Annotated in this window: 19 protein-coding genes; 13 read left to right on the top strand and 6 right to left on the bottom strand. The window is 58.5% G+C overall.

Annotation, left to right across the window (positions count from 1 at the left end; genetic code table 11):
- Window positions 1–20: 20 nt before the first annotated feature.
- Together fadB and IV01_RS06170 are read right to left on the bottom strand one after the other, a co-directional pair.
- Window positions 21–2,168 (bottom strand): fatty acid oxidation complex subunit alpha FadB, encoded by a 2,148-nt coding sequence (gene fadB / locus IV01_RS06175; RefSeq protein ID WP_032630418.1) that lies wholly within the window; start codon window positions 2,166–2,168, stop codon window positions 21–23.
- Between the two features lie 607 nt (window positions 2,169–2,775).
- Window positions 2,776–3,213 (bottom strand): hypothetical protein, encoded by a 438-nt coding sequence (locus IV01_RS06170; RefSeq protein ID WP_032630419.1) that lies wholly within the window; start codon window positions 3,211–3,213, stop codon window positions 2,776–2,778.
- A 110-nt stretch (window positions 3,214–3,323) separates the two neighbouring features.
- On the opposite strand from IV01_RS06170, the gene IV01_RS06165 reads away from it, so the two are divergent.
- Complete coding sequence (locus tag IV01_RS06165) at window positions 3,324–3,764, top strand: universal stress protein (RefSeq protein ID WP_032630420.1); 441 nt, start codon at window positions 3,324–3,326, stop codon at window positions 3,762–3,764.
- 168 nt (window positions 3,765–3,932) lie between these two features.
- On the opposite strand, the gene IV01_RS06160 is transcribed toward IV01_RS06165, so the two are convergent.
- Window positions 3,933–5,849 (bottom strand): ATP-binding cassette domain-containing protein, encoded by a 1,917-nt coding sequence (locus tag IV01_RS06160; protein WP_032630421.1) that lies wholly within the window; start codon window positions 5,847–5,849, stop codon window positions 3,933–3,935.
- Between the two features lie 214 nt (window positions 5,850–6,063).
- Here IV01_RS06160 and IV01_RS06155 point away from each other — a divergent pair, with 214 nt between their 5' ends.
- The gene (locus IV01_RS06155) at window positions 6,064–7,992 is read left to right on the top strand and encodes a transglycosylase SLT domain-containing protein (protein WP_032630422.1); all 1,929 of its coding nucleotides are present in this window, start codon (window positions 6,064–6,066) and stop codon (window positions 7,990–7,992) included.
- A 117-nt stretch (window positions 7,993–8,109) separates the two neighbouring features.
- Here IV01_RS06155 and IV01_RS06150 read toward each other — a convergent pair whose 3' ends face one another.
- Window positions 8,110–8,919, bottom strand: a complete 810-nt coding sequence (locus tag IV01_RS06150) for an MOSC domain-containing protein (RefSeq protein ID WP_032630424.1) — start codon at window positions 8,917–8,919, stop codon at window positions 8,110–8,112.
- Between the two features lie 94 nt (window positions 8,920–9,013).
- Window positions 9,014–9,943: a chemotaxis protein CheV gene (locus IV01_RS06145; protein WP_032630425.1), complete on the bottom strand. Its 930-nt coding sequence runs from the start codon at window positions 9,941–9,943 to the stop codon at window positions 9,014–9,016.
- Between the two features lie 324 nt (window positions 9,944–10,267).
- Here IV01_RS06145 and IV01_RS06140 point away from each other — a divergent pair, with 324 nt between their 5' ends.
- The gene (locus IV01_RS06140; RefSeq protein WP_032630426.1) at window positions 10,268–10,723 is read left to right on the top strand and encodes a hypothetical protein; all 456 of its coding nucleotides are present in this window, start codon (window positions 10,268–10,270) and stop codon (window positions 10,721–10,723) included.
- A gap of 3 nt (window positions 10,724–10,726) precedes the next feature.
- On the opposite strand, the gene yegS is transcribed toward IV01_RS06140, so the two are convergent.
- Window positions 10,727–11,632 (bottom strand): lipid kinase YegS, encoded by a 906-nt coding sequence (gene yegS, locus IV01_RS06135; protein WP_032630427.1) that lies wholly within the window; start codon window positions 11,630–11,632, stop codon window positions 10,727–10,729.
- Window positions 11,633–12,114: 482 nt separating this feature from the next.
- Between yegS and IV01_RS06130 the strand changes: the two genes are divergently transcribed.
- The 10 genes from IV01_RS06130 to IV01_RS06085 all read left to right on the top strand — a co-directional run bounded on the left by IV01_RS06130 (window position 12,115) and on the right by IV01_RS06085 (window position 25,020).
- A complete protein-coding gene (locus IV01_RS06130) occupies window positions 12,115–13,551 on the top strand; it encodes an undecaprenyl-phosphate glucose phosphotransferase (RefSeq protein ID WP_032630428.1) in 1,437 nt (478 codons plus the stop codon).
- Window positions 13,551–15,008, top strand: a complete 1,458-nt coding sequence (locus IV01_RS06125) for a mannose-1-phosphate guanylyltransferase/mannose-6-phosphate isomerase (RefSeq protein WP_032630430.1) — start codon at window positions 13,551–13,553, stop codon at window positions 15,006–15,008. Before IV01_RS06130 ends, IV01_RS06125 begins: the two co-directional genes overlap by 1 nt.
- A 200-nt stretch (window positions 15,009–15,208) precedes the next feature.
- Window positions 15,209–15,988, top strand: coding sequence for a polysaccharide biosynthesis/export family protein (locus IV01_RS06120; RefSeq protein ID WP_229636145.1), 780 nt, complete (start codon window positions 15,209–15,211; stop codon window positions 15,986–15,988).
- A 16-nt stretch (window positions 15,989–16,004) separates the two neighbouring features.
- On the top strand, window positions 16,005–17,999 hold the full coding sequence (locus tag IV01_RS06115; RefSeq protein ID WP_032630431.1) for an exopolysaccharide transport family protein: 1,995 nt from the start codon (window positions 16,005–16,007) through the stop codon (window positions 17,997–17,999).
- Window position 18,000: 1 nt separating this feature from the next.
- The gene (locus IV01_RS06110) at window positions 18,001–19,179 is read left to right on the top strand and encodes a glycosyltransferase (RefSeq protein ID WP_032630433.1); all 1,179 of its coding nucleotides are present in this window, start codon (window positions 18,001–18,003) and stop codon (window positions 19,177–19,179) included.
- Window position 19,180: 1 nt separating this feature from the next.
- Complete coding sequence (locus tag IV01_RS06105; RefSeq protein ID WP_032630434.1) at window positions 19,181–20,488, top strand: cellulase family glycosylhydrolase; 1,308 nt, start codon at window positions 19,181–19,183, stop codon at window positions 20,486–20,488.
- Window positions 20,489–20,490: 2 nt separating this feature from the next.
- Window positions 20,491–21,702 carry a glycosyltransferase family 4 protein gene (locus tag IV01_RS06100; RefSeq protein WP_032630435.1) on the top strand — a complete coding sequence of 404 codons (1,212 nt, stop codon included), beginning with the start codon at window positions 20,491–20,493 and terminating at the stop codon, window positions 21,700–21,702.
- Complete coding sequence (locus IV01_RS06095; protein WP_032630436.1) at window positions 21,699–22,799, top strand: glycosyltransferase family 4 protein; 1,101 nt, start codon at window positions 21,699–21,701, stop codon at window positions 22,797–22,799. Before IV01_RS06100 ends, IV01_RS06095 begins: the two co-directional genes overlap by 4 nt.
- Window positions 22,799–24,202, top strand: coding sequence for an O-antigen ligase family protein (locus tag IV01_RS06090; RefSeq protein ID WP_032630437.1), 1,404 nt, complete (start codon window positions 22,799–22,801; stop codon window positions 24,200–24,202). Before IV01_RS06095 ends, IV01_RS06090 begins: the two co-directional genes overlap by 1 nt.
- Complete coding sequence (locus IV01_RS06085; protein ID WP_032630438.1) at window positions 24,199–25,020, top strand: acyltransferase; 822 nt, start codon at window positions 24,199–24,201, stop codon at window positions 25,018–25,020. The genes IV01_RS06090 and IV01_RS06085 overlap by 4 nt, the downstream gene beginning before the upstream one ends.
- Window positions 25,021–25,026: the final 6 nt, after the last annotated feature.

Here is a 25,026-nt window from a genome sequence, read left to right on the forward strand (position 1 = left end):
CATTCACTCCTGAAAGGCGCTTAACCAAAGAAGCTCTGACCATTTTTGGCCATTTCACGCAGCTTCGCGGTCGGGTGGTACAGAGCGCCCAAATCAGCATATTGATCGGCCAGGGCAACGAATTCGGCGACACCAACGGAATCGATGTAACGCAACGCACCGCCACGGAATGGAGGGAAACCAATACCGTAGATCAAGCCCATATCAGCTTCAGCGGCGGTCTCGACAATGCCGTCTTCCAGGCACCGCACGGTCTCCAGACACAGAGGAATCATCATCCAGTTGATGATGTCCTCGTCGGACACCTCACGCTGTTCGTAGATGACCGGCTTGAGGATTTCCAGAACGGCAGCGTCAGTGACTTTCTTCGGCTTGCCCTTCTTGTCAGTCTCGTAAGCGTAGAAACCTTTGCCGTTTTTCTGACCCAGGCGGTTGGCGTCGTAGAGCGCGTCGATCGCCGAGCGACGGTCGTCCTTCATGCGGTCCGGGAAGCCTTCGGCCATCACGTCGCGGCCGTGGTGGCCAGTGTCGATACCAACCACGTCCATCAGGTACGCCGGGCCCATTGGCCAGCCGAATTTCTCCATAACCTTGTCGATGCGTACGAAATCCACACCAGCGCTGACCAGTTTGGCAAAGCCGCCGAAATACGGGAACAGCACGCGGTTGACCAGGAAGCCTGGGCAGTCATTGACCACGATCGGGTTCTTGCCCATTTTCTTGGCGTACGCCACTGTGGTGGCAATAGCCAGCTCACTGGACTTCTCGCCACGAATGACTTCAACCAAAGGCATCATGTGCACAGGGTTGAAGAAGTGCATGCCGACGAAGTTTTCCGGACGCTTGAGGGCTTTGGCCAGCAAACTGATGGAAATGGTCGAGGTATTGGAAGCCAGGATCGTGTCTTCGCCCACCTGAGCTTCGACTTCAGCCAGTACCGCCTGCTTGACCTTGGGGTTTTCGACGACGGCTTCAACCACCAGGTCGACGTTGCCGAAATCGCCATAAGACAGGGTTGGACGAATCGCATTGAGCGCTTCAGCCATCTTCGGTGCGGTCAGACGGCCTTTTTCGACGCGATTGCCCAGCAATTTCGAGGCTTCGTTCAGGCCCAGCTGAATGGCGTCTTCACGAATATCCTTCATCAGGATCGGCGTACCTTTGACGGCCGACTGATAGGCAATACCACCGCCCATGATGCCCGCGCCCAGCACGGCAGCCTGCTTCACGTCTCTGGCAACTTCGTCGTAGACCTTGGCTTTCTTTTTCAGCTCCTGATCGTTCAGGAACAGGCCAATCAGGCTCTGCGCCGCAGAGGTCTTGGCCATCTTGACGAAGCCAGCAGCTTCGATTTCCAGCGCTTTGTCACGGCCGAAGTTGGCCGCTTTCTGGATGGTTTTGATTGCTTCGACCGGAGCCGGGTAGTTCGGCCCTGCCTGACCGGCCACAAAACCCTTGGCGGTTTCGAAGGCCATCATCTGCTCAATGGCATTGAGCTTGAGCTTTTCCAGCTTCGGCTGACGTTTAGCCTTGTAATCGAACTCGCCGGAAATGGCGCGCTTGATCAGGTCCAGAGCGGCTTCCTGAAGTTTTTCGGGAGCGACCACCGCATCGACTGCGCCGACTTTCAGGGCGTCATCAGCACGGTTCTCCTTGCCGGATGCAATCCATTCGATGGCGTTGTCGGCACCCACGATGCGCGGCAAGCGAACGGTGCCGCCAAAGCCCGGGTACAGACCCAACTTGACTTCCGGCAGGCCGATTTTCGCAGTGCTGGACATGACGCGGTAATCCGCAGCCAGACACATCTCCAGCCCGCCACCCAAGGCAATACCATTGATGGCCACCACGGTCGGCACGCCAAGGTCTTCAAAATCGCTGAAAATCCGATTGGCTTCCAGATTACCGGCCAGGAGTTCAGCGTCCGGCAACTTGAAGTTGTCGACGAACTCAGTGATATCAGCACCGACGATAAATACGTCTTTGCCGCTGGTGACAATTACACCCTTGATCGAACCATCAGCTTTGATGGTGTCCACGGCCTGACGAAGGTCGTTGAGGGTGAGACGGTTGAACTTGTTGACGGACTCACCCTTGAGATCGAAATTCAATTCGACGATGCCACTCTCAAGAGCCTTAACCGTGATGGCTTTACCTTCGTAAATCATCAACTGATCTCCACGATATGGAAGCTGAACAATACACACCGGACGCTGGGGTCTGGCGAGACTACGACGTCCCCGTCGATGAAACGCCAAATCTTCAGGCACACCCGTCGATGCAGTAGCCGGGATCTGTAAGAACTGTCTTACTACCAAACGCTCAATTCATACGCCCGTTTGATTTGGGTACGCACACCTTCATGCAAATCCTGCAAATTGTCAATTCGACGAATCATCAATAAATCCGGGAAATCGGCGATTAACATCACAGCAATATCACAGCAATCGGCCGCTGCGTATGGGCGTGATCGACCTCTATTCACTGCGTTTATGGTGAATGGAAGATGAACGGCTGAGGAAGGTTTTGCACCGTTGGTGCTCACAGCTGAAAATAAACTCGCCAAAGCGCGACAAAACGGAGCAAAAGGTCTACATTCAGCGCACGAAAGCACGATGCAGCTTGCTACGACAGCTGCCAACTGCTCTAGTCGGCGACTTTGGGTATTGCACCGCAAAGCGCTACAGATTACGGCCTGCCTGGCCAACCCCGGCCCGATGTTGTTATCGGGCTTTTTAATGCCTGCGATTTAAGCCCTGCCCATGAGGCACACCCTCAGGCGAGGGCTTTGAGCACCGCTGCAATACGCTGCAAAACTTCTGTCTCGCCCCTCTCCGACCAATACAGAGCAATCATCTGTTGATCCGCTTCGACCTTGAAAACGTCGGCCGGCAGGGTGCTGAACTGCGCCATCAACAGCGCGTCTTCACAGGGTTCACGCCAGCGATTGAGCCAAACGCCCGAATCGGCTTGCCAGTACGCCCATGAAGTGGCCTGAGCGCTACGACGGGGACGATGGTATTGCGCGCATGGGCTCGGCGGCTCCTTCGAGAGCCAGTGCGGCCATTCCTGCGGCGCGAGCTGCATGGCCAGGCCGATGCGCCGAGCCTCAAGGCGTAGAGCCATTTTGCCACCTTGCTGGCGAGAAGGCTTGAGCCACACCAGCGGACTCAACATCACACCAATGATTGACAGGATGATCCAGAACGTCATATTGCTTGCTGCCTTTTTAGCTACACACCCGAATTTGAAAACAATGGCCTGCCCAGATTGGCATCAGCGGGCCATACTAAATGCATCGCAACCCTACGGAGGACTTCCTCATGAAGTATGAACATATCCTGGTCGCCGTTGACCTTACTGAAGAGTGCAGCCCTGTCCTTGCCCGCGGTCGCGAAGTGGCAGTGCGCAACGGCGCCAAGCTGTCCCTCGTTCACATCGTAGAACCCATGGCCATGGCCTTCGGTGGCGATGTGCCCATGGATCTTTCCCAGCTGCAACAGCAGCAGTTCGATCAAGCCAAGGAAAAACTGTCGGCCCTCAAAGCTCAGTTCCCTGAAGTAAACATCGGCGATGCGCACCTGGTTTACGGCCAGCCACGCCAGGAAATTCACGAATTGGCGCAAAAGCAAGGCTGCGATCTGATTGTGGTCGGCAGCCATGGCCGCCACGGCCTGGCATTGTTGCTTGGCTCTACCGCCAATGACGTGCTGCACGGCGCGCCTTGTGACGTACTTGCAGTGCGCCTTAAAAAGGCTGAGTGATTCAACGCATTTCCTGTAGAAGCTCACGAGCAACGCGAGGCAGCGATAGCGATTTTTCTGACACACCGCTATCGCGGCCTCGCGCTGCTCGTGAGCTCCTGCAAGAGCCGTGTTTGAACCAATAAAAAGCCCGGATCACTGATCCGGGCTTTTTATTTGCTGCTTATATCAGGCATCCAGCTCGGCCCAACGCTCCAGCAACCCGTCCAGATGTGCCTGGCGGTTTTCCAGTTGCGCCATCACCGCCGCAGTTTGCTCGGCAGGACGCTGATAGAAGGCAGGCTGAGCCATTTCGGCGGTGAGGGCTGCGATTTCCCCTTCCACTGCGTCGATCTCCTCCGGCAGCGCTTCCAGCTCGCGTTGCAGCTTGTAGCTGAGTTTTTTCTTCGGGCTCGCCACTGGCATTTCCTTGGCTGCCACCGGTGCAGCCTCAACCACAGCGGTCGCCAGCTCGGCTTTGCCGGATTTGGTGTCGCTCACGCCCAGCAAGCGCGGAGAACCGCCCTGACGCAGCCAGTCCTGGTAGCCACCAACGTATTCACGAACCTTGCCTTCGCCTTCGAACACCAGAGTGCTGGTGACCACGTTATCGAGGAATGCCCGGTCGTGACTGACCATCAGCACGGTACCCTTGAAGGTCAGCAAGACCTCTTCAAGCAGTTCAAGGGTCTCGACATCCAGATCGTTGGTCGGCTCATCGAGCACCAGCAGGTTAGCTGGCTTGCTGAACAGTTTCGCCAGCAACAGACGCGCTCGCTCACCACCAGACAACGCCTTGACCGGCGTACGGGCACGTTGCGGGCTGAACAGGAAGTCGCCCAGATAGCTCAGCACGTGGCGGCTCTGGCCGTCGATGTCGATGAAATCACGACCTTCTGCGACGTTGTCGATGACTGTCTTCTCGAGGTCGAGCTGATGGCGCAACTGGTCGAAGTAAGCCACGTCCAGACGTGTGCCGACGTCAACCGAGCCGCTGGTGGGCTGCAGATTGTCGAGCATCAGCTTGAGCAGCGTGGTCTTGCCAGTACCGTTGGCACCCAGCAGACCGATACGGTCTTCGCGCTGCAGGACCATGGAGAAGTCTTTGATCAACATCGGGCCGCCCGGATGGGCGAAGCTGACGTTATCCAGAACCATGACCTGCTTACCGGACTTGTCGGCGGTATCCAGCTGGATATTGGCCTTGCCGGTGCGCTCACGACGCTCGCCACGTTCAACACGCAATGCCTTGAGGGCACGCACACGGCCTTCGTTACGGGTGCGACGGGCCTTGATGCCCTGACGGATCCAGACTTCTTCCTGGGCCAGACGCTTGTCGAACAGTGCGTTGGCGGTTTCTTCCGCTGCCAGGCTGGCTTCCTTGTGGACCAGAAAGCTGGCGTAGTCGCCGTCCCAGTCGATCAGGCCGCCGCGATCCAGCTCGAGAATGCGCGTCGCCAGGTTTTGCAGGAAGGAACGGTCGTGCGTAATGAACAGCACAGCCCCCTGGAAATCCTTGAGGGCTTCTTCCAGCCAGGCGATTGCACCGATGTCCAGGTGGTTGGTTGGCTCGTCGAGCAGCAGCAGATCGGGCTCGGATACCAGCGCCTGAGCCAGCAACACGCGGCGACGCCAGCCACCGGAGAGCTCGGCCAGGGTTTTGTCGGCCGGCAACTGCAAGCGACTCAGGGTGCTGTCGACCAGTTGCTGCAAACGCCAGCCGTCGCGGGCTTCGAGGTCCTGCTGGACGTGCATCAGTTTGTTGAGGTCTTCCTCGGTAACGCAGTTCTGCGCCAGGTGATGATACTGAGCCAACAGCTCGCCCACGCCATCCAGACCTTCGGCAACGACGTCGAATACTGTCCGATCGTCGGCTACTGGCAATTCCTGGGGCAGCTCGCCGATCTTGAGGCCCGGAGCACGCCAGACAGCGCCGTCGTCGGGCTTCTGCACGCCTTTGACCAGCTTCAACATGCTGGATTTGCCAGTGCCGTTACGGCCGATGATGCACACCCGCTCACCACGGGCGATCTGCCAGGACACCTTGTCCAACAACGGCATAGCGCCGAATGCAAGGGACACATCGCTGAATTTGAGCAGGGTCATGAGCTTCTCCAAAAACCGGGGGCGCATTCTACCTGAGATAGCCAGGGGATGTCGGGATTGAATGACGACGGCCCTGCCCTGACGACTCAAGTCGCGTCCTTTATAGCGTTCAATTATTTCCAAGTGAGTAACCCCCGTCGGCAATGCTTTCACCCGGAGCTGGCAAAAGGCTAAGCTAGCGACACTTTTCACGGTTCATCTGCTCGGAAGTCTCATGCGCAGTCGCTTGTTCAGCCTTTTCTCATGCCTGCTCCTCGCGGCTACCGCGGCCCAATCCGTTCACGCGGTAGATCTCAGCCAACAACGTCAGTATTACGATGAGGCCAAACGCGCACTGGCCAAAGGTGACACTGGCCCCTATCGCATGTATGCCTCTGCCCTGGCGGACTATCCCCTGGAGCCGTACCTCGCTTACGACGAGCTGACCGCACGGCTGAAAACCGCGAGCAATGCGGAAATCGAGAAATTCCTGGCCGAGCATGGCGACCTGCCCCAGGCCAACTGGATGAAACTGCGTTGGCTGCGCTGGCTGGCCGAACGTGGCGACTGGCAGCCCTTCGTCAAGTACTACGACCCGAAGATGAATTTCGTCGAGCTTGACTGTCTTTACGGTCAATACCTGTTGGGCCACGGCAAAAAAGCCGAAGGCTATGCCAGCGCTGAAAAGCTGTGGATGACTGGCAAGACCCTGCCCGCCGCCTGTGACGGCTTCTTCGCCCAATGGGCAACTGACGGGCAACTACCGGAACAGAAACGCTGGCAACGGGCGAAATTGGCGGCGACAGCGGGTAACTATTCCCTGGCGACCACTCTGGTCAACAGCCTCAATAGCCTCGCCCCCCAGGGCAAGCTGTTGCTGGATATCGCCAAGAAACCGGAGATGCTCAACAATCCGGCCCAGTTCGCGCCGGTGGACGAAGCCATGTCCGACGTCGTAGGCCTCGGCCTGCGTCGCCTGGCCAAGCAAGACCCGCAAAAAGCCATGGAGATGCTCGACGGCTACGCTGCCAGAATGCATTTCTCCCACGAAGAAAAAGTGCAGATAGCCAAGGAAATCGGTCTGACTCTGGCCCGTCGCTACGATGGCCGCGCCTTGGAGGTCATGACTAAATACGACCCGGACCTGCGGGATAACACCGTGACCGAATGGCGCCTGAGGTTGCTCCTGCGTTTAGGCCAATGGGAAGACGCCTACGAGCTGACCCGCCGGCTGCCCAAAGACTTGGCTGACACCAATCGCTGGCGTTATTGGGAAGCCCGCTCGCTGGAACTGGCGCAGCCGAAAAGCCCACTTATCCCGTCGCTGTACAAGGACGTGGCCAAGGAGCGGGACTTTTATGGCTTCCTGGCAGCCGACCGGACCCAAAGCTCATATCAGTTGAACAACAAACCCCTGCTGCTCAGCCAGGCGCTGATCACCAAGGTGCGCAACACGCCCGGCGTGCGTCGCGCGCTGGAGTTCCATGATCGCGGGCAGATCGTCGATGGTCGCCGCGAGTGGTATCACGTCAGCCGCCACTTCAGCCGTGATGAAATGGTTGCTCAGGCCAAGCTGGCCTATGACCTGAAATGGTACTTCCCGGCGATTCGCACCATCAGTCAGGCGCAGTACTGGGACGATCTGGACATCCGCTTCCCCATGGCCCACCGTGAAACCCTGGTGCGAGAAGCCAAGGTCCGCGGCCTGCATTCAAGCTGGGTGTTTGCAATCACCCGCCAGGAAAGCGCATTCATGGACGATGCCCGCTCAGGCGTGGGTGCCAGCGGCCTGATGCAGTTGATGCCTGCCACGGCCAAGGAAACGGCGCGCAAATTCAGTATTCCGCTGGCTTCGCCGCAGCAGGTATTGGATCCTGACAAGAACATCCAGCTGGGAGCCGCTTATCTGAGTCAGGTGCACAGCCAGTTCAACGGCAACCGCGTGCTCGCCTCTGCTGCCTACAACGCTGGCCCCGGCCGTGTGCGGCAGTGGCTCAAGGGCGCCAACCACCTTGCGTTCGATGTCTGGGTGGAAAGCATCCCGTTCGACGAAACCCGACAGTATGTGCAGAACGTGCTGTCTTATTCGGTGATCTACGGGCAGAAGCTCAATTCGCCGCAGCCGTTGGTAGATTGGCATGAGCGGTTTTTTGATGATTTGTGAAGTGTATCGGCCTTAGCAACGGGGCGACCTTATCGCGGGCAAGCACCGCTCCCACTGGGGAATGCAATCACCTGTGGGAGCGGTGCTTGCCCGCGATAAGGGCACCACTTTTTTAATTTACTCCAACACCACCACCGGCATCCCCACCTCAATCACTCCCGGTCCATCACTGACCATGTTCTGCCCAAACCACACATCCCCTTCCCGTTCACGATAGGTCTTCAACGTGGCAAGCGGTTCGCGATCAGCATTGCGCTCGCCTGTTGCAGGATCAATAGTGGTGAGGATGCAGCGCGTACAGCCTTTGAGCAGACGGAATTCGATGTCGCCTATGCGAATACGCTTCCAGCCGTCCTCGGCAAAGGCTTCAGCGCCCTCCACCACCAGATTTGGCCGAAAGCGCAGCATCTCCTGAGGCTTGCCGATTCTGGCCGACAAGTCATCCAGCGACGCCTGACCGATTAACAGCAAAGGAAAGCCGTCGGCGAAACCAACCCGGTCATCCACAGTGCCGTAACCGCTGGGCAGCCAGCGGGCGCGATCGGCAGGGACATGGACCATGCGGGTGGGCTTGCCTATGAATTCAGTGACCCAGCTGGCAGCCTCGTCACCCGCGTCGGGCACACGCAAGGTATCGCGCCACACGGTCACGCCGCGCAGTTGCTGTTCTTCATTGACCGGGATGGGTACATCGAGGGCCGCAAAGCCAGGCGCCGACAGGGTAACGCCGCCAGCATCGTTCCACAGCACCGACAGCTGCGACATCTGCGGCAAGGCGCGTTGGGTCAGGAATCGCCCGCTGGCTTCGTCTACCAGCATCCAGCGACGGTCGCCTGTCATCCCCAGTTCGTCAAACGACGCCTGTTGCAATACATCGGCTTTGCAGGATTTAAGCGGGAAGCGATAGAGCGCGCTGAGGTACGACATGACCTGTTCCTTGTCTGGCAGGGGTAAAGCGAAGTGAATGAAACACTAGCTTATACGACCCACCACCAGACAAGTCACGCCACAGAGTTCTGAATCAGCCCTGAACCATCATCAAACGCTCGCGCACCATGTCCACCAGTTTGTCTGGCTGGAACTTGGAGAGGAAATTGTCGCAACCGACTTTCTTGACCATGGATTCGTTGAAGCTGCCAGACAGCGACGTATGCAGTACCACATACAGTTCGCGCAAGCGCGGGTCGTTACGAATTTCCGTGGTCAGGCGATAACCGTCCATTTCCGGCATTTCAGCGTCGGTGAAGACCATAAGCAGTTTGTCGGTCATGACCACGCCACTGTCGGCCCAGCTCTTGAGCATGTTCAGCGCCTTGAGGCCATCGCTGGCGACGTGTAGCTTGAGGCCGAGCTGAGTGAGGGTGTCGCGCAACTGGCTCAGTGCGACCTTCGAGTCATCCACCAACAGAACTTCACGGCCCACAGCACCGGCGAGCAACGGATCTTCAAGCTTCTCGCTGGAGACCTTGGCGTTATAAGGCACGATCTCGGCCAATACTTTTTCCACATCAATGACTTCAACCAGTTGGTCATCCACTTTACTGATAGCAGTCAGATAATGCTGGCGACCGGCGCTGGCCGGTGGCGGCATGATCGCATCCCAGTTCATGTTGACGATGCGGTCCACGCCACCCACTAGGAAGGCCTGCACCGAGCGGTTGTACTCAGTCACGATAATGGTGCTGTTTGGCCCCGGCACCAGCGGGCGCATACCAATGGCCTGGGACAGGTCGATCACCGGCAGGGTCTGCCCGCGCAGGTTGACCACACCACAGACGAAAGAATGACGCTGAGGCATCAGGGTCAGTTTTGGCAGCTGCAGCACCTCCTGAACCTTGAACACGTTGATGGCAAATAGCTGACGGCCCGCCAGGCGGAACATGAGGATTTCAAGGCGGTTCTCGCCCACCAATTGTGTGCGTTGATCTACCGAGTCGAGAATGCCAGCCATTTATAGCTCCAGAAGCGTGGTCACAGTGGGTCTGCCAAGACGTTATCGGCTGAAATGGGCAGGACCTTAATCGTTATAAAAATGCCCCGCGCTGGCGCTGGTGGCGCATTAGCATCACATCTAATTTCACTCTCATCAACGTCAAACGCTTCTTTGAATTGAATTGCTTTCCCCGTAGGAGCTCACGAGCGCCTACAAACACTGTGCCTGGGGCAATTTCACCATTTTCAGAATTGCCCTACAGACTTTCTCTTCAGGTACACATTAACGTTCAAGTTCCAAGCGGACACTGATCGTTATCCATGATGTCTGGAGAGAGAAAGCATGCTAAACGGCACAGACTGGCAAACCACTCACCCGGAATTTATCGGCGATGCACAGCGACTCCTGGCCCGATGCCAAGAGTGCCTGGCACACCTGGAGTTGATCACCGATGACGGCGACGCTGTGGATTGTCTGCTTGCCAGCCTGACTCGCCTTTCCGAAACAGCCGCAAATGCGCAGGTCGATTGCATGGCCATGCTTTGCTGCGATATGCGGCAAACCCTCAGGCTCGCGTGGGTAGGTCAGTGTCTGAGCGGCGAAAGCCTGCCGATTGTGAAGAAATGTCTGACCTTGCTGGCCTGGCAGCTGGAGCTGATAGATCTGCGCACCGGTCAGTTAGCGCTGGATGACGGTGAGCAGAAAGACCTGCTGGAAGAACTGGCCATGACTTGCGGATCAGCCAGCCCTCAGCAACAGCCTGAACAGTGCCTCGCAGTTGCGCAGACAGTCAGGTAAACATCAAGCGATCCGCTGCACAGGAGTGAATAGTGGCGAGTCGCTTGGCAAATGCACATTCAACGCCGCTGGTCGGGCCGAGAATCGCAGGTTTTCTCCGGACAAAGGTTCGCCATCCAGATTGATGTCCAGACCTTGGGTTGACTTGAGCTCAATCCAGGGCAAGCGTGCACGAATGAACATGTTGTCGATGCCGAGACCGCCTTCCAGCAGACTGCGCAGTGTGCCGACCAGCTCTTGAGGTGCCGGCAGGATACTGATGTCCAGCAGGCCGTCGTCAGCCAATGCCGATGGACAGAGCACGTGCCCGCCCCCTGCCTGCCGACCGTTGCCGATACCGAGAGCCAGCAGGTCGCCGCTCCAGTGGAAATCCGGACCGTTCAATTCGCCATACACCGCACTCAACTCACTGAAACGCGACAGGCCGGTGAACAGATACGCCGCGCCACCCAAGACCTTCTTCAAGTCCTCGGAGGTATTGGCGGTGACCTGACTGCCGAACCCGCCGGTGGCCATGTTCATGAAAATCTTGCCATTGACTTCGCCCAGGTCGACGGCACGCGCTGGTACATCAAGCAAATCAAGCGCAGCCTCAGGCTCAAGGGGTACCCCGGCCGCCTTGGCAAAATCGTTGGCGGTGCCCAGCGGCATGATCGTCAGCTGGGCATCGGTATTGGCCAGCGCAAGGGCCTCGGCAATGTCGCGCAGTGTGCCATCGCCACCGCCGGCGATTATCTGAGTGTGCCCGGCGGCAAGCGCCTCACTTACCAGACGCTGAGCATCGCCGCCTTCCCAGGTCAGACGCACATCCAGTTCCCAGCCTTGGTCGCGCTTGCTGCTCACCGCTGCGCGTACCTCTTCGTTGAGTGATTGCTTGCCGTGCAGAATCAGAATTGCCCGTTTTGTCATTGCTACGCCTCCCATCATTGCTGCGCCTGCCCAGTGATTCGATAGATGTGACCTCGGCAGGAGAGAAAAAGCCCCTTTAAATCAGATAATTTTTTCAGGATTTTTTGCCTGGAGAGAAATCGTGGTATTGCCCTGCAAACATTAGGCGAAGAATTGACGAGGCGGCGATCCAAAGCACGCTCCGCGACAAAAACCCTGATTAAACCCGAGACAATATTTGAGTCATAGGCTTTACTCCCCACAGCATTCATTCGAGGGGGAATCCTACAAGAAGTAGCGAAAAACCCTACATTCCTAAAGCATTAAGCCTTTTAACCCACTCAAAAGGACATTCCACGAGAGAAGCTAACGAAATGTCAGTTAATTGACTAATTGAAAATAAAGCCAGTAAAAAGATGGTTTATTGACTATAAGTGTTGAGCGCCTCGAATTAATCGTGGACCGCAGTCGAGCAGTAATGGACCGACGAAGTGAGGTAGTAGATGCGATTGCAGCCTGTTGACAGCCTTCTGCAGACCCGAAGCAGCATGATTGAGTACTTCTTGTTTGGAGTCCGCATGGTTCACGGGATTACCTGCATTCTGCCCGGCATTTTCATATTGGTGCTCGCTGATGGCAGCATCACCGAAATCCCTCAAAGTTACTTTGGGGCGCTACTGTTTTTTGGCCTCATCAGCGTACTGATTTTCCAGGCTCTGGGATTGTATTCAGAAGCGCTGTTCAGCAACGCACCCAGGTTTCGCCAGCTCATCCTCGCCTGGTCCGGGGCGTTCTGCCTTCTACTGTTTATCCATGAAAGCCTGGATTTCGTGGCCTACATCTCCCACGAGGAATTAGTGCTCTGGTACATCGCCAGCCTGGCGCTGTTCGGCATCGAGCGGCTGTTCATGCTGGTGGGTTTCAAGCACCTGATGCACAAAGGCTTCTTCCTCCAGAACGCGGTGATTCTGGGTGCAACCGAGAATGGTCAGCGGCTGGCCGAATACCTGTTGCAAAACCAGGACATCCGCTCCGGCGTCTCAGGCTTCATTGATGACCGCATCGGGCGCCTGCCGAAAACCATGGCGGGGCTGCCGCTGCTCGGCAACAGCGATGATCTGGAACGTCTGATTCGCGAAGAAAAGGTCACTCAGGTCCTGGTCGCCCTGCCCTGGTCGGCTGAAAACCGCATGGATTACATCATCCGCGAGCTGCGCAGATTCCCGGTCAATGTCCTTCTGGTTCCGGACATGATCGCCTTCCGCCACGCTCACAACCGAATCACCGAAGTCGCCAGCCTGCCGATGTTCAATGCGTCCGATGTACCGCTTTCCGGTTGGTCGCCGTTTTTCAAACGCGCTGAAGACATGTTGCTGTCAGTCCTGGCGTTGGTGCTGTTGTCGCCGGTGATGCTGTGTACGGCCATTGCCATCAAACTGGATTCGTCCGGTCCGGTGTTTTTCTGGCAAAACCGTTATGGCTATAACAACCGCATGATCAAGGTCTGCAAATTCCGCTCGATGCACCACCACCAGGCCGATGCCACGGCGGAAAATCAGACCACCCGGGGTGATGCCAGGGTTACTCGGGTCGGACGTTTCATTCGCAAGACCAGCCTGGATGAGCTGCCGCAGTTGTTCAACGTATTGGCAGGCACCATGTCCATGGTGGGTCCGCGCCCCCATGCAACCGCCACCAAGGCGGCCGGCATTCTCTTTGAGCAAGCGGTGAAGGAGTACACGTCACGCCATCGAGTCAAACCAGGCATTACCGGTCTGGCGCAGATCAATGGCTATCGTGGTGAGACAGACACCGTAGAAAAGATCGAAAAGCGGGTGGAGTTCGATCTTGAGTACATAGAAAACTGGTCCGTCTGGTTCGACATTTATATCCTTCTGCGCACTGTTCCGGCAGTGCTCTTTACTCGTGAGGCTTATTGATGAGCATCCTCATCCCTTGCATCATTGCCGGCGGTGCCGGCACCCGACTCTGGCCAGTCTCGCGCGAAGCTGTGCCCAAGCCGTTCATGCGCCTTCCCGATGGCGAAAGCCTGCTGCAAAAAACCTTCATGCGCGCGGTCGGCCTGCCCGACGTGCAGCGCCTGCTGACCGTGACCAACCGCGAAGTCTACTTTCGTACCGTCGACGACTATCGCCTGCTCAACAAAGGCAAGGTCAAGCTGGACTTCATCCTTGAGCCGTTCGGCCGTAATACGGCCCCGGCCGTCGCGGCCGCGGCGCTGCATGTCGCCCGGTTGTATGGCAAAGATGCGCAGTTGTTGATCCTGCCCGCAGACCATCTGATTGCCAATGGCCCGGCCTTTACCCAAGCCGTTCAAAGCGCCCGGGAGCTCGCAGCCGAGGGCTGGATGGTGACGTTCGGCATCGTCCCCGGCAAACCGGAGACCGGATTTGGCTACATCGAAAAAGGTCAGTCGCTCAACAGCCAGGCTCATCAGGTCGCGCGTTTTGTCGAAAAGCCGGACGCCACAACGGCTCAAGCTTACGTGGATGGAGGTTTGCACCTGTGGAACGCGGGCATGTTCTGTATGCGCGCCGACACCTTGCTGCGGGAATTCGAAACCCATGCGCCGGAGGTATTGGCTGCCGTCAAAGCCTGTCTGGAGCAAAGCGGCACCAAGGAAGGCAATCAAGAATTGCAACTGGAGCTGGACAGCCCGTCATTTGCCCAGGCGCCCGACATCTCCATCGATTACGCCTTGATGGAGCGCTCGCAAAAGGTCGCCGTCGTGCCTTGCGATCTGGGCTGGAGCGACATCGGCTCGTGGCAGGCCGTGCGCGAACTGACGGCGGTGGACGAGCATGGCAATCAGTGCAATGGCGAAACCGTTCTGCATGACGTCAGCAACTGCTACATCGACTCCCCCAAGCGGCTGGTGGGTGGCGTTGGCCTGGACAACCTGATCATCATCGACACCCCAGACGCCTTGCTGATTGCTGATGGCACACGCAGCCAGGACGTGAAGTTCATTGCTCAGGAACTCAAACGCCAGGGCCATGACGCCTATCGCCTGCATCGCACCGTCACCCGGCCGTGGGGCACCTACACCGTGCTGGAGGAAGGCAAGCGCTTCAAGATCAAACGCATCGTGGTGCGCCCGCAAGCGTCACTGTCCCTGCAAATGCACCATCACCGCAGCGAGCACTGGATCGTCGTCAGCGGCATGGCCCAGGTCACCAACGGCGAGCGGGAATTCATGCTCGACACCAACGAATCCACGTTCATCAAACCGGGGCACACCCATCGCCTGGTTAATCCCGGGGTCATCGATCTGGTCATGATCGAAGTGCAGAGCGGTGAGTATCTGGGTGAGGATGACATCGTGCGCTTCACTGATATTTACGGGAGGGTGCCCGCTGAAACCAGCAAGGCCTGACTGTTGAGCCCACAGTGAACTGGCCTGGCACCGCCTGGCCGCAGTGACCCTCAGCCTGACAACAGGTCAATAGACTGGCACGAAAAACGCAATCCACGACGCCACAGGATCCGAGGCGCCAGAAAAACAGCACGCAGTTCCGGCCCACATGAGTGTTTTACCCGTACGGGAGTAGTTTCATGCGAGACAGGAGTTTAGGGTTGGCCAGGTATACGGTGCTCGCGTTATGCGCGTTCCTGCTCAGCGCCTGCAATACGCCGGCGCGAGTCGGCGTACCTGACAATGATGCTGAAATCGACGCAGGTCTGGCGGCCGGGCGGGCCCTGGCCGGTCAGCCTGCGCCGCTACAGCGGGTTCGTCCAGGCGATACCTTGCGCATCGTGCGCAATACCGGGGAAGCCCCGTCGATTTCCGCCTTCACGGCCAATTCGATTTACGAGCTGACCCTGTTTCCGGTCCTTAGCGATGGCACCTTCACCTATCCCTATATCGGCACCGTGCGAGCGGCAGGTCTGACCCTGCCTCAACTGACCGAGCTCCTGCAGGACAAACTCAAAGACGTTTATCGCGACACCGCGATGACCATCAATATCTCGCAATCCCCCGGCAACACGGTGTTTGTCGGCGGCGCCGTGCGCAATACGGTTTCGCTGCCGGTGACCGTGGCCACCACTCTGGTGCAGGCCATCGTCGGCGCTGGCGGTGTCGCTCCGGAGGGCAATGCGAGCCTGGTTGCGCTGCTGCGCCAGGAAGACACTGGCCTCTATAAGACCTATTTCTTCGATTACAGCAAGTTGCTCTGGGCTGACAGTTCAGGCCCTCGAGCTCCGGTGCTGCTGCAACGTGGCGACGTGGTCTTCGTCCCCAAATCCTCGGCGGGTGACAAGTCCGACGGTGTGAATCTGTATTTCAACCAACTGATTCCTTTCGCGAAATCGCTGGGTTTCGGGGTGAACTACAACTTGCGCAGCCAAGATTAATCGTCGGGGAAAAGTCATGATCAATATCCGTTCATTGCGCGACTTGCTGCGTCTGTTTTTTATCTTCAAGCGCGAAGTCAAAATCACCGTCCTGCTGACCTTCATCGTCATCGTGCTGGGTGCATTCCTGCTGCCAAACCGCTACGAGTCCACCGCTCTCCTGCTGGTCAAGCCTGGCCGTGACAGCAGCACCGTGCCCATCGAGTTCGCAGACCGCCAGGCCATCGTGATCCCCAGCGCCCAGCGCGATCCGATTCTGGACGAAGAACGCATGCTCACCGGGCGTCCGATCATGCGCATCGTCGCTGAGAAGTACCTGGCTGAATTGTCCAATCGCCCGGTGGAGCAAGGTTTCCTGGCATCGGTGAAAAATATCGTCAGAGATACCCTGGCGTCGGTGGTAAACGTCATGCGTGGCGCTTTGCAACTGGTGGGTCTGGTCGAAAAACGCTCCCCGGAAGAACGCCTGGCGGAGGATCTGGGGAAAAACTTCAAGGTGTCCCATGAACCGGGTTCGACGGTGATGGAGCTGACGTTTTCCTGGAACGATCCGGCAGTGGCGCGTCAGGTGCTGGAAACCTGGATCGAACAGTACGAACAGGAGCGCACTCGGGTTCTGGGCCGCGTGAGCCTTTATCAGTTCTACGAAACGGAAGTCAAAGCCACTCAGGCGCGAATTCTCAGCTACAAGAAACAGATTCAGACTTACCTCAATCAGCTGGGCGCGGTGAGCATTGCCCAGCGTCTGGCAGATACGTCCCAGGGCCTTAACGACCTCACTACTGAGCGCAACAACACCATGCGCTCCATCGCGTCTACCAAAGCGGGTCTGGATAAATTGCTGGAGCAACTGGCCAAGCAATCGAAGACCGTCAGTGCCGGTCGTGAGTTGAGCCTCAACCCCAATCGGCAGGATCTGCAGAACCGCATCAACGGTAAGGAAGTCGAGCGTCAGGAACTGCTGCGTTCCTTCAAGGATTCAGCGCCGCCGGTGCGCGCCCTCAATGAAGAAATCAGCAATCTGCAAAAACTGCTGAACAAGCAGGATGAAACCATCCAGCGTTCGGAAAGCATTACCCCCAACCCGATCTACAACCGTATGCAGAACGTACTGGCCGACCAACAGACCAGCTATGCACGACTGCTGACGCAACTGAACCAGCAGAATCTGCAACTGGCGCAGTGGGAAAAGGACCGTCAACTGGCGCTGAATCTGGAGCCGGAAATGTCGCGCCTGCAAGGCGAACTGGACGCCAGCGAGAAGAGCTTCGCGCTGTACAGCAGCAGCCTGGAAAAAGCTCGCATCGACCGCGAGCTGGATCGCAGCCAGATCAGCAACATTGCGATTATCGAGCAGGCCACTTACAACCCCAGTCGAGTGTTCCCCAAAAGCCTGGCGATGTTGCTACTGGCGTTCCCGCTCAGCCTTGGCGTAGGGCTGGTCGCGCTGTACTTCTTCTATCTGCTGGATCAGCGGATCCACGACGGTGACAAGATCGAATCGCGCTTTGGGGTGCCGGTCTGGACCAGCCTTCAAGAACTCAATGCGACTCAGGGCACCCACAACACCGCTTTCTCGGCGAGTCTGCACCGGCTCTACGGCACCTTGCCGTTGCGTCAGGTCGCAGAAAAAGGCCTCGCACTGGGCTTCACGTCGTCCCGCGCTGGCGAAGGCGTAAGCTTTGTGATCGACAATCTGACCCGATTGCTGGTCGAGCACGGGCACGTGGTTCGCTCCGAGAATTCGGGACCTGCCGCCCCGGGTGAAATTGTGCTGATCGATGCGTCAAATATCTTCACCAATGAGGATGCTTTCGCCCATCTGCGCGAAGCCGACCTGATTCTATTGGTGGTTGAAGCCGAAGAAACCACCGTGCCGATGCTGGAAAACGTGCTGTCGACGCTGCAGACCGCGTTCAAGAAAGTCGACGGCATCATCATCAACCGCCGCCGTTATAAAGTGCCGGCGCGGGTGCTGGACTTCCTCAAGCGCTTCCAGAGCAGGGGTTGATATGCATATCGCACTCCTCGCTCCATTGCCGCCCGAGCAAAATGGCATTGCCGATTACGCAAGCCATCTGAAACACGCCCTGGAAAACCTCGGTATCCAGGTCAGTACACCGTTACAGGGGGTGGGCAACGACCCACTGCTCGCGGTTAGGCGGGTGGCCGAAGTGGACTGGCAGGGTATCGATCTGGTGCATGCCGAAATCGGCGGCGGCCGGTTAGCAGAGTTTCACGCCTTGCGTGCCTTGCGCAAGCGCTTCGACCGATTGCCGCTGACCGCCACGGCGCATGACCCGGAACGTCTGGTGTGGCGGCGGGCCAAATTACCCTGGCCGCTGTCCATAGCCAATGCGATGCCTTCACCCCTGCCGCAAATTGCCACAGTGCTGGCCGACCCGCTTTGCCTGCGTGAAGAACAGCAACTGGCCCGCAGCCTCACCCGCTTGGTGACTCTGACCCAGGCCGGCAGTGTTGCCTTGTGCCAGCGCATGGGCCTGAATCAGCAGCAAATGGCGGTAATCGCCCACGGCAACCTGGCGATCGAGCCTGTGCCGCTGCCACCTGCGCGACCTTTGAAGCTGCTGTATTTCGGATTTATCTATCGCGGCAAAGGGATTGAAGACCTGCTCGATGCCATGGCCGAGCTGATCTTGCGTCAACCCGAATTGCGTCCGCGTCTGCGCCTGACGCTGGCAGGCGGCAGTGAACCGGAAATGGCGTTCGGCCCGTCCGGCAGCTACCTGGACCAGTTGCGCCTGCGTATTCGCCGACTGGGTCTGAGCGATCTGATCGACTGGGATCTGGACCTGCCCGCCGACACCATTGCCAAGGTGATCCAGGCCCATCACGTGATGATTCTGCCCTACCGTGAGTCCAGCAAACTGAAGATTCTTGGCCAGTTACGCGGCACCAGCGGCGCGCTGTCCTGGGCGGTGGCCTGTGGTCGCGGGGTGATTACCTCCGATGCCCGCTCTTTTGCCGAAGAGGTTTCCCACGGTAATGGCCTGATTTACCCACAGGGTGACGTGCCCGCGCTGACCGACGCCTTGAGCCAACTCTGCACCCAGCCAGAGCTCGCCAACCAGTGGGCGGAACAGGCCGCAGCACTGGGTCAGCAGAGGGTCTGGAGCCAGACAGCAGATCACTTTTATCGTTTGTTCCGACAAGCATGCGAGGCGACCTGAGATGAAATCTGCAGCCGGTTTGTGGTTGGCAACACTGCTTGCCTGTTCGGCCCTGGCCCCCGTCGCCGGAGCGGAGACCATCCTGCGTGGGCCACGCACAGTGGTCTGGCAGGACTTTCTCGGGGTCAACGCGCAGTTTCAGTATTTCTCACCCGCCGCCTATCAGCAGCAGATGGATCAATTGGACGCTCTGGGCCTGAACTGGGTACGCCTGACCATTCACTGGCCGCTGATCGAGCCGGTGCAGAACAGCTTCGACCTCCGGGATCTGGACGGCGCCATGGCGACCATGAATGCCCACCACTACAACATCCTCGCGTACATGGTCGGCTCCGCACCCTTCGCCAGCAGTGGGCCGGAAGGCGCGTCCAGCCGCGACCAGTACCCGCCCCGGGATTTCAATGTCTTTGCGGCGCGCATGACCTCGCTGGTCAAACGCTATCCGCAGGTCAATAACTGGCAGGTCTGGAACGAGCCGAACATCGTCTGGCTGCCCAAGGAGGACCCGGCCGCCTACGACACCTTGCTGACCACCACCGCCGACGCCATTCGGGCCGCCGAACCGGATAAAACCATCGTCACCGCCGGCATGGCCTATTACAGTCAGATGCACAGCACGCCGGGCTATATGTTGCAGACCCTGCTGGAACGAGGCCTGGGCACGCGCAATATCGTGGCCGCCTACCACCCCTACTCCGAGTTTCCGGAGGGCGACTCACCGCCAGACCGCGACTTCCTGGTCCGAGCCAACGCCATGAACAACTTGCTTCACAGCAGTGGAGTGCAGCAGGTCTGGGCTACTGAATGGGGCTGGTCCAGCTACAACGGGCCGGTGGAAATGCAGGCCATCATCGGCTTGCAAGGTCAGGCGGACTACACGCTGCGCCGGCTCGCGCTGATGAGCGCCCTGGATTTTCAAAGGATCTTCCTGTTCAACCTCAGCGATCTGGACGCCCGCGCCAGTGCCCGGGACCAGGCCTATGGTTTGCTCGATCTGCAAGGCAATCCGAAGCCGGTCTACACTGCGTTGCTCAATTTCCTGAACATCACCGGGCCACGCCTGGAGCCCTCCGACCCGCCCGGCGTCAGCGCGGTGCCCAGCGATTTGTATGCCGTCGCCTGGACCCGGGACGACGGTAAAAAACTGCTGATGTTCTGGAGCGCCACCGGCACGACCCTGACCTTTCCCGGTATCAAGTCGGCCGTGGTTCATGACCCGCTGACGGGTTCACATACCGAGGTAGACAGCGCCCAAGGCATCAGCCTGGCGCTCAAGCCGACCCTGCAAATTCTGGAATGGAAGCCTTGAGCATGCGAATTCTCTGGACACTGCCTTACCTTCCCTGGCCCACCACCAGCGGCGGCAAGACCCGGGAATATCACCTGCTGCGCAATCTTGCGGCCCGTGGTCACCAGATCACCTTGCTCGTGCAGTCTAAAACCGAACTGGATCAAGCCGCGCGGGAGGCCCTGGAACCCTGGCTCGAACGGCTGATCGTGCTGCCCCGTCGGCCCCTGAAAAGTGCCCGAACGTTATTGGCCGTCGCCGTCGCCCCGGTGCCGATGCTGGCTTGCATCAACGGCTACGCCCCACGTCTGAGCGAGGTCTTCGAGGGTTTGCTGGAAGAACCCTGGGACATCATCCAGATCCAGCACACTTACGCCTTTGAACCGCTGGAGATCCCGTTGCACAAGTCCGGCAAACCGTTTGTGCTCACTGAGCACAACGTTGAATCAGCGCTGGGCGCTGCCAGCTATGATCGCCTGCCACGCTGGGCCAGCCTGTTCGCCCGTTTTGATCGCTGGCGTTACCGGCGCTGGGAGAAACAGGTGTTTGATCAGGCCAGTCAGTTGATCGCGGTCACCGAAGACGACGCCAGGGAAATCAGCCGTTTGAGTGGCAAGGCCACGGCGGTAGTGGTCAATAGCGTCGATTGCACCTATTACGCACAGGTCAAACCTGACCATTACTGCCGCCGTCTGCTGTTCATTGGCAACTACGAGTACGGCCCTAATGTCGATGCCGTCGAATGGGCACTGGACGAGATTCTGCCGAAAGTCTGGCAACAGGTGCCGACCCTGCGCTTCGCCATTTGTGGCTATGCCCTGCCCGAAGCGTGGCGTGAACGCTGGCCCGACCCGCGCATCGAATTCCAGGGATTTGTACCGGACCTGCGCGCCCTGCAAAGCAACACTGCGGTGTTTTTCGCGCCGTTGCGCCAGGGCGGCGGCTCCAAGCTGAAAGTGCTGGAGGCCATGGCCGCCGGGCTGCCGGTAGTGACGACGGCACAGGGCGTTTCCGGTCTGGCGGTGGTCAACGGCGAGCATTACCTGGGCAGCGACGATGCGACCCAACTGGCGCGGATCATTGTCGAGGTCATCGATCAGCCCGCGCGACTGGCACAGATTGGCGAGGCCGGTCGCGCGTATGTTCAGGCGCGACACGACTGGTCCGCTTCCGCCGCTCAACTGGAGCGTATCTATACCCAGCTCACGCCCGCCAAGGAGCAAGCGCGCCCATGATGACAGGACTCGATTACCGTCCGGCCACCGGTTACCCCAACAGCGGCATTGGTCGGCAGAACCTGGCTCTCGAATATGCATTGCGCGCCAACCCCAGCACACGGGTTCAATTGTTTACCGTCGCCCCGCAAGATCACCCCATCCGGCGTCTGGCTTACTGCCCATCATGGTCGACGCCCTTGCATGGTCTGCATCGGCTGCCGGAGCGCCTGCGTTTCGAGGGCCTGTTTCTGCCCAAAGCGCTGCGCGATGCCGAGGTGCAGGTGTACATCTGCAACATGAACATGGGCTTGCCCCTGGGCCGCAAACCGGCGGGACTGCGCTATATCCTGCAATTGCAGGATCTGTTTCAGTTGACCCTGAAAAACAGCCACGGCTCAAGACTCAAGGCCGCGATCTACGGCGTCACGGATCGCCTGTCCATCGGCCATTCGGTGCGCGTGGCGGACCGGATCTGGACCCCTTCACAATTCACCGCTGATGAGTGCGCACGGCTGTTCCCTGAGAGCCGCGACAAACTGCGGGTGCTGCCGGCATTGGTCAGCGGCTGGAGCGATGCCCCGGCCGATCTGCAAGGCTGGAACCTGCCGCAGCGTTACTGGTTGTGCGTCGGTACCCGGGAGCCGCGCAAGAACATGCCGTGGTTCGTGGATGCCTGGCAGAACGCCCGCCGGCAATTTGCAAACATCCCGGACCTGATCCTGATCGGCGCGCCAGAGCATTTGCCGGCCGCGCAACAAGGCTTGGCGGGCCTGCATTTCCTGAGTGATATCAGTGACGCCGAACTCCACGCCCTGTATCGCGGTGCCAACCGTTTCTGGCACCCGTCTTACGCGGAAGGCTTCGGCTTGCCGGTGGTGGAAGCCATGAGCGTCGGCACCCCGGTCGCCATCGCCACCGGCTCTTCGCTGGATGAAATCACTCCTCCTGGAAGCCCACGCTTTTCACCCACCGACAGCCAGGCACTCATCACGCTGATGGGTGAGCTGGCCAGTGCCGAACCGCAAGATCCAGAAACACTCAAGCAATGGGCCGCGGGCTTTGGCCCTAGTGCATTTCAGCAACGCTTCGATGAGTTGATCGAGGAGTTGAACTGATGCCATTGGCAGCGCCGGTTGGCTTGCTGTTCGCTCTATTGTTCGGAGTGCTGATTCTGCTGCTGCCGCCCTTGAAGGTGATCGCAGCCATGATAGGCGTAGTGGCCATCGCGACGGTGATTCGTAAACCGATGCGCGGCCTGTTGCTATTCGGAGTGCTGGCCGCCTTTCTCCCCTACTCCACCGTCAATATCGGCTTTCGCACCACGGTCTCCGAAGCCCTGCTGATGCTGGTCTGGGCAGCGTATCTGGCCCATCGAATGTTCTCCAACCTGGCGCCTTTACCACCCTTGCTGCGCACTGAACGCTGGTTGATTGCACTCATGCTCTACAGCGCACTGCCTTTCGTCGTCGGCCAGTTGACCATCACCGCCCTGGGCAATGGCCCGATCAACTGGATACGCTGGCTGTTCAACCTGTCGATCCTGTTTCTGGTGCCACGCATGCTCAACACCCAGAAGGCCCGGGAGCAGATGATCCTCGCGGTGCTGCTGGGTACCCTGTTGCTGCTGTTGCTGTCGATTCCGTTGTTTCTGGTCCAGCGCAACGCTCAGGCCATGATTCCGGTGCTCACCAGTTTGGGCTATGGCGGCGTCGACGTGCTGGCTGAAAGCCTGACCTCCCTCGCCGACCGCATGGGTTCGCCGTGGATGCATCCCAACGTGGCGGGCGGTGCCATGGCGCTGGTGGTGCCATTGGCGTTCTGCATCGGCATGACCCGCACTGGCTGGGTGAAACGCCTGGGCTTCGCGGTGGCGATATTGGGTAGCCTTGGCCTGCTGCTGACCGGCTCCAGGGGCGCATTGGTCAGTCTGGTGCTGGTGATGATGTGGATGGCGCGCAAGCGGGTGCCATTCATTGGCCGCGTACTCATGGGCGGGCTGATTGCCGGTTCATTACTGCTGATGTTTTATCCGCCGCTTCAGGAGCGCCTGTTTACGCTGTTCACCAATGACGACACCAGCACCGCAATCCGCTTTCTGGAGTACAGCCATTTCCCTGACGCGGTAGCGATGTTCCCAATGGGCATCGGCTTCAAGATCGACCCGCCCGTGCCCGGCGCAACGCTGTTCGGGATCTCCAACCTGTGGCTGAACTTTGTCTACAAACTGGGTCTGCCCGGCATGCTGCTGTTCATCGCGGTGATCGGCAGTTGGTGGCGAGAAACCCGACCCGAGCAGGGCTTCATTGGTCTGAACCACGACAATGCCGTCTGGCTTGGCACCACCACTGGCGTGCTGGCTGCCCTGACCAGCGGCCTGTTCGACCACTACTTCAGCTTCACCAGCGTGTTGATCGCGCTGTTCTGGCTGATGCTTGGCATCAATCTTCATGAGGCCATACGCTTGAAGGCCGAGGCAGTCCTTCATAAAGCCTTACCAGAGCAAGGACCCCAGCCATGAAACACCGTTTGATGCATTCCCATGACCTGCGCCTGGCCTTGCCGGAGTACGCACGGAAAATGGGTGTGGAGCTCGAAGAACTGGAAGCCGCCTACCAGTGGATGCTGGAAAACGAAGTGTGCTTCGAAACCCGCATCAAGAATCGCACTCTGTCGTTCATCAGTTACCTGAATATCGAGCCGCGCATCACGCACCCGTTGGCGCGGCGCTTCTACCGCCTACTGGCGTCGGAAATGCAAGGAGCGTTGATCCCTCTTTACGGGATCAACTGGCCAACCTTGCGCGACCGCATGCTGCGCACCTGGGAGCAGGCTTACAACATTCTGATCTGCAAAATCCCCAGCCATACCGTACGTCTGGCCTGGTTACGCATGGGTGGGGCGAAGATCGGCAAAGGTTCCAGCGTGTGGCGCAATACCGAAATCCTTGGCGTCGACAGCCTGCGCATCGGTGAGGACTCCACCGTCGGTTGGCACTGCCAGCTGGATGCACGCGGCGGCCTGAGCATCGGAGACCACGTGACCATCGCGTCCCACGTGCTGATTATTGCGGGCGGCCACGATGTACACGCGTCGGAATTCTGGGCTGTCGGCGGGCCGGTGGTGATCCACGACTACGCCTGGATCTGTACCCGCGCCCTGCTCTCGTTCGGTGCCGAAATCGGCGAAGGCGCTGTCGTTGGCGGTGGCTCTGTGGTGTCCAAACCCATCCCGCCCTATGCCATCGTCAGCGGCCCGAATGCCGAGATCAAAGGCGAGCGCGCCCGTGGCCTGAATTACAAAGTGGGCGGCAAAGGCCTGTTCACTTTGTTTCATTGAGAACAG

The sequence above is a fragment of the Pseudomonas syringae genome, from assembly GCF_000737245.1.
Lineage (GTDB): Bacteria > Pseudomonadota > Gammaproteobacteria > Pseudomonadales > Pseudomonadaceae > Aquipseudomonas > Aquipseudomonas syringae_J.

Bases quoted from the DNA above. Each gene is read 5' to 3' on its own strand.
- fadB (WP_032630418.1), bottom strand. From the start codon at position 2,168: ATGATTTACGAAGGTAAAGCCATCACGGTTAAGGCTCTTGAGAGTGGC.
- IV01_RS06170 (WP_032630419.1), bottom strand. From the start codon at position 3,213: ATGACGTTCTGGATCATCCTGTCAATCATTGGTGTGATGTTGAGTCCG.
- IV01_RS06165 (WP_032630420.1), top strand. From the start codon at position 3,324: ATGAAGTATGAACATATCCTGGTCGCCGTTGACCTTACTGAAGAGTGC.
- IV01_RS06160 (WP_032630421.1), bottom strand. From the start codon at position 5,849: ATGACCCTGCTCAAATTCAGCGATGTGTCCCTTGCATTCGGCGCTATG.
- IV01_RS06155 (WP_032630422.1), top strand. From the start codon at position 6,064: ATGCGCAGTCGCTTGTTCAGCCTTTTCTCATGCCTGCTCCTCGCGGCT.
- IV01_RS06150 (WP_032630424.1), bottom strand. From the start codon at position 8,919: ATGTCGTACCTCAGCGCGCTCTATCGCTTCCCGCTTAAATCCTGCAAA.
- IV01_RS06145 (WP_032630425.1), bottom strand. From the start codon at position 9,943: ATGGCTGGCATTCTCGACTCGGTAGATCAACGCACACAATTGGTGGGC.
- IV01_RS06140 (WP_032630426.1), top strand. From the start codon at position 10,268: ATGCTAAACGGCACAGACTGGCAAACCACTCACCCGGAATTTATCGGC.
- yegS (WP_032630427.1), bottom strand. From the start codon at position 11,632: ATGACAAAACGGGCAATTCTGATTCTGCACGGCAAGCAATCACTCAAC.
- IV01_RS06130 (WP_032630428.1), top strand. From the start codon at position 12,115: ATGCGATTGCAGCCTGTTGACAGCCTTCTGCAGACCCGAAGCAGCATG.
- IV01_RS06125 (WP_032630430.1), top strand. From the start codon at position 13,551: ATGAGCATCCTCATCCCTTGCATCATTGCCGGCGGTGCCGGCACCCGA.
- IV01_RS06115 (WP_032630431.1), top strand. From the start codon at position 16,005: ATGATCAATATCCGTTCATTGCGCGACTTGCTGCGTCTGTTTTTTATC.
- IV01_RS06110 (WP_032630433.1), top strand. From the start codon at position 18,001: ATGCATATCGCACTCCTCGCTCCATTGCCGCCCGAGCAAAATGGCATT.
- IV01_RS06105 (WP_032630434.1), top strand. From the start codon at position 19,181: ATGAAATCTGCAGCCGGTTTGTGGTTGGCAACACTGCTTGCCTGTTCG.
- IV01_RS06100 (WP_032630435.1), top strand. From the start codon at position 20,491: ATGCGAATTCTCTGGACACTGCCTTACCTTCCCTGGCCCACCACCAGC.
- IV01_RS06095 (WP_032630436.1), top strand. From the start codon at position 21,699: ATGATGACAGGACTCGATTACCGTCCGGCCACCGGTTACCCCAACAGC.
- IV01_RS06090 (WP_032630437.1), top strand. From the start codon at position 22,799: ATGCCATTGGCAGCGCCGGTTGGCTTGCTGTTCGCTCTATTGTTCGGA.
- IV01_RS06085 (WP_032630438.1), top strand. From the start codon at position 24,199: ATGAAACACCGTTTGATGCATTCCCATGACCTGCGCCTGGCCTTGCCG.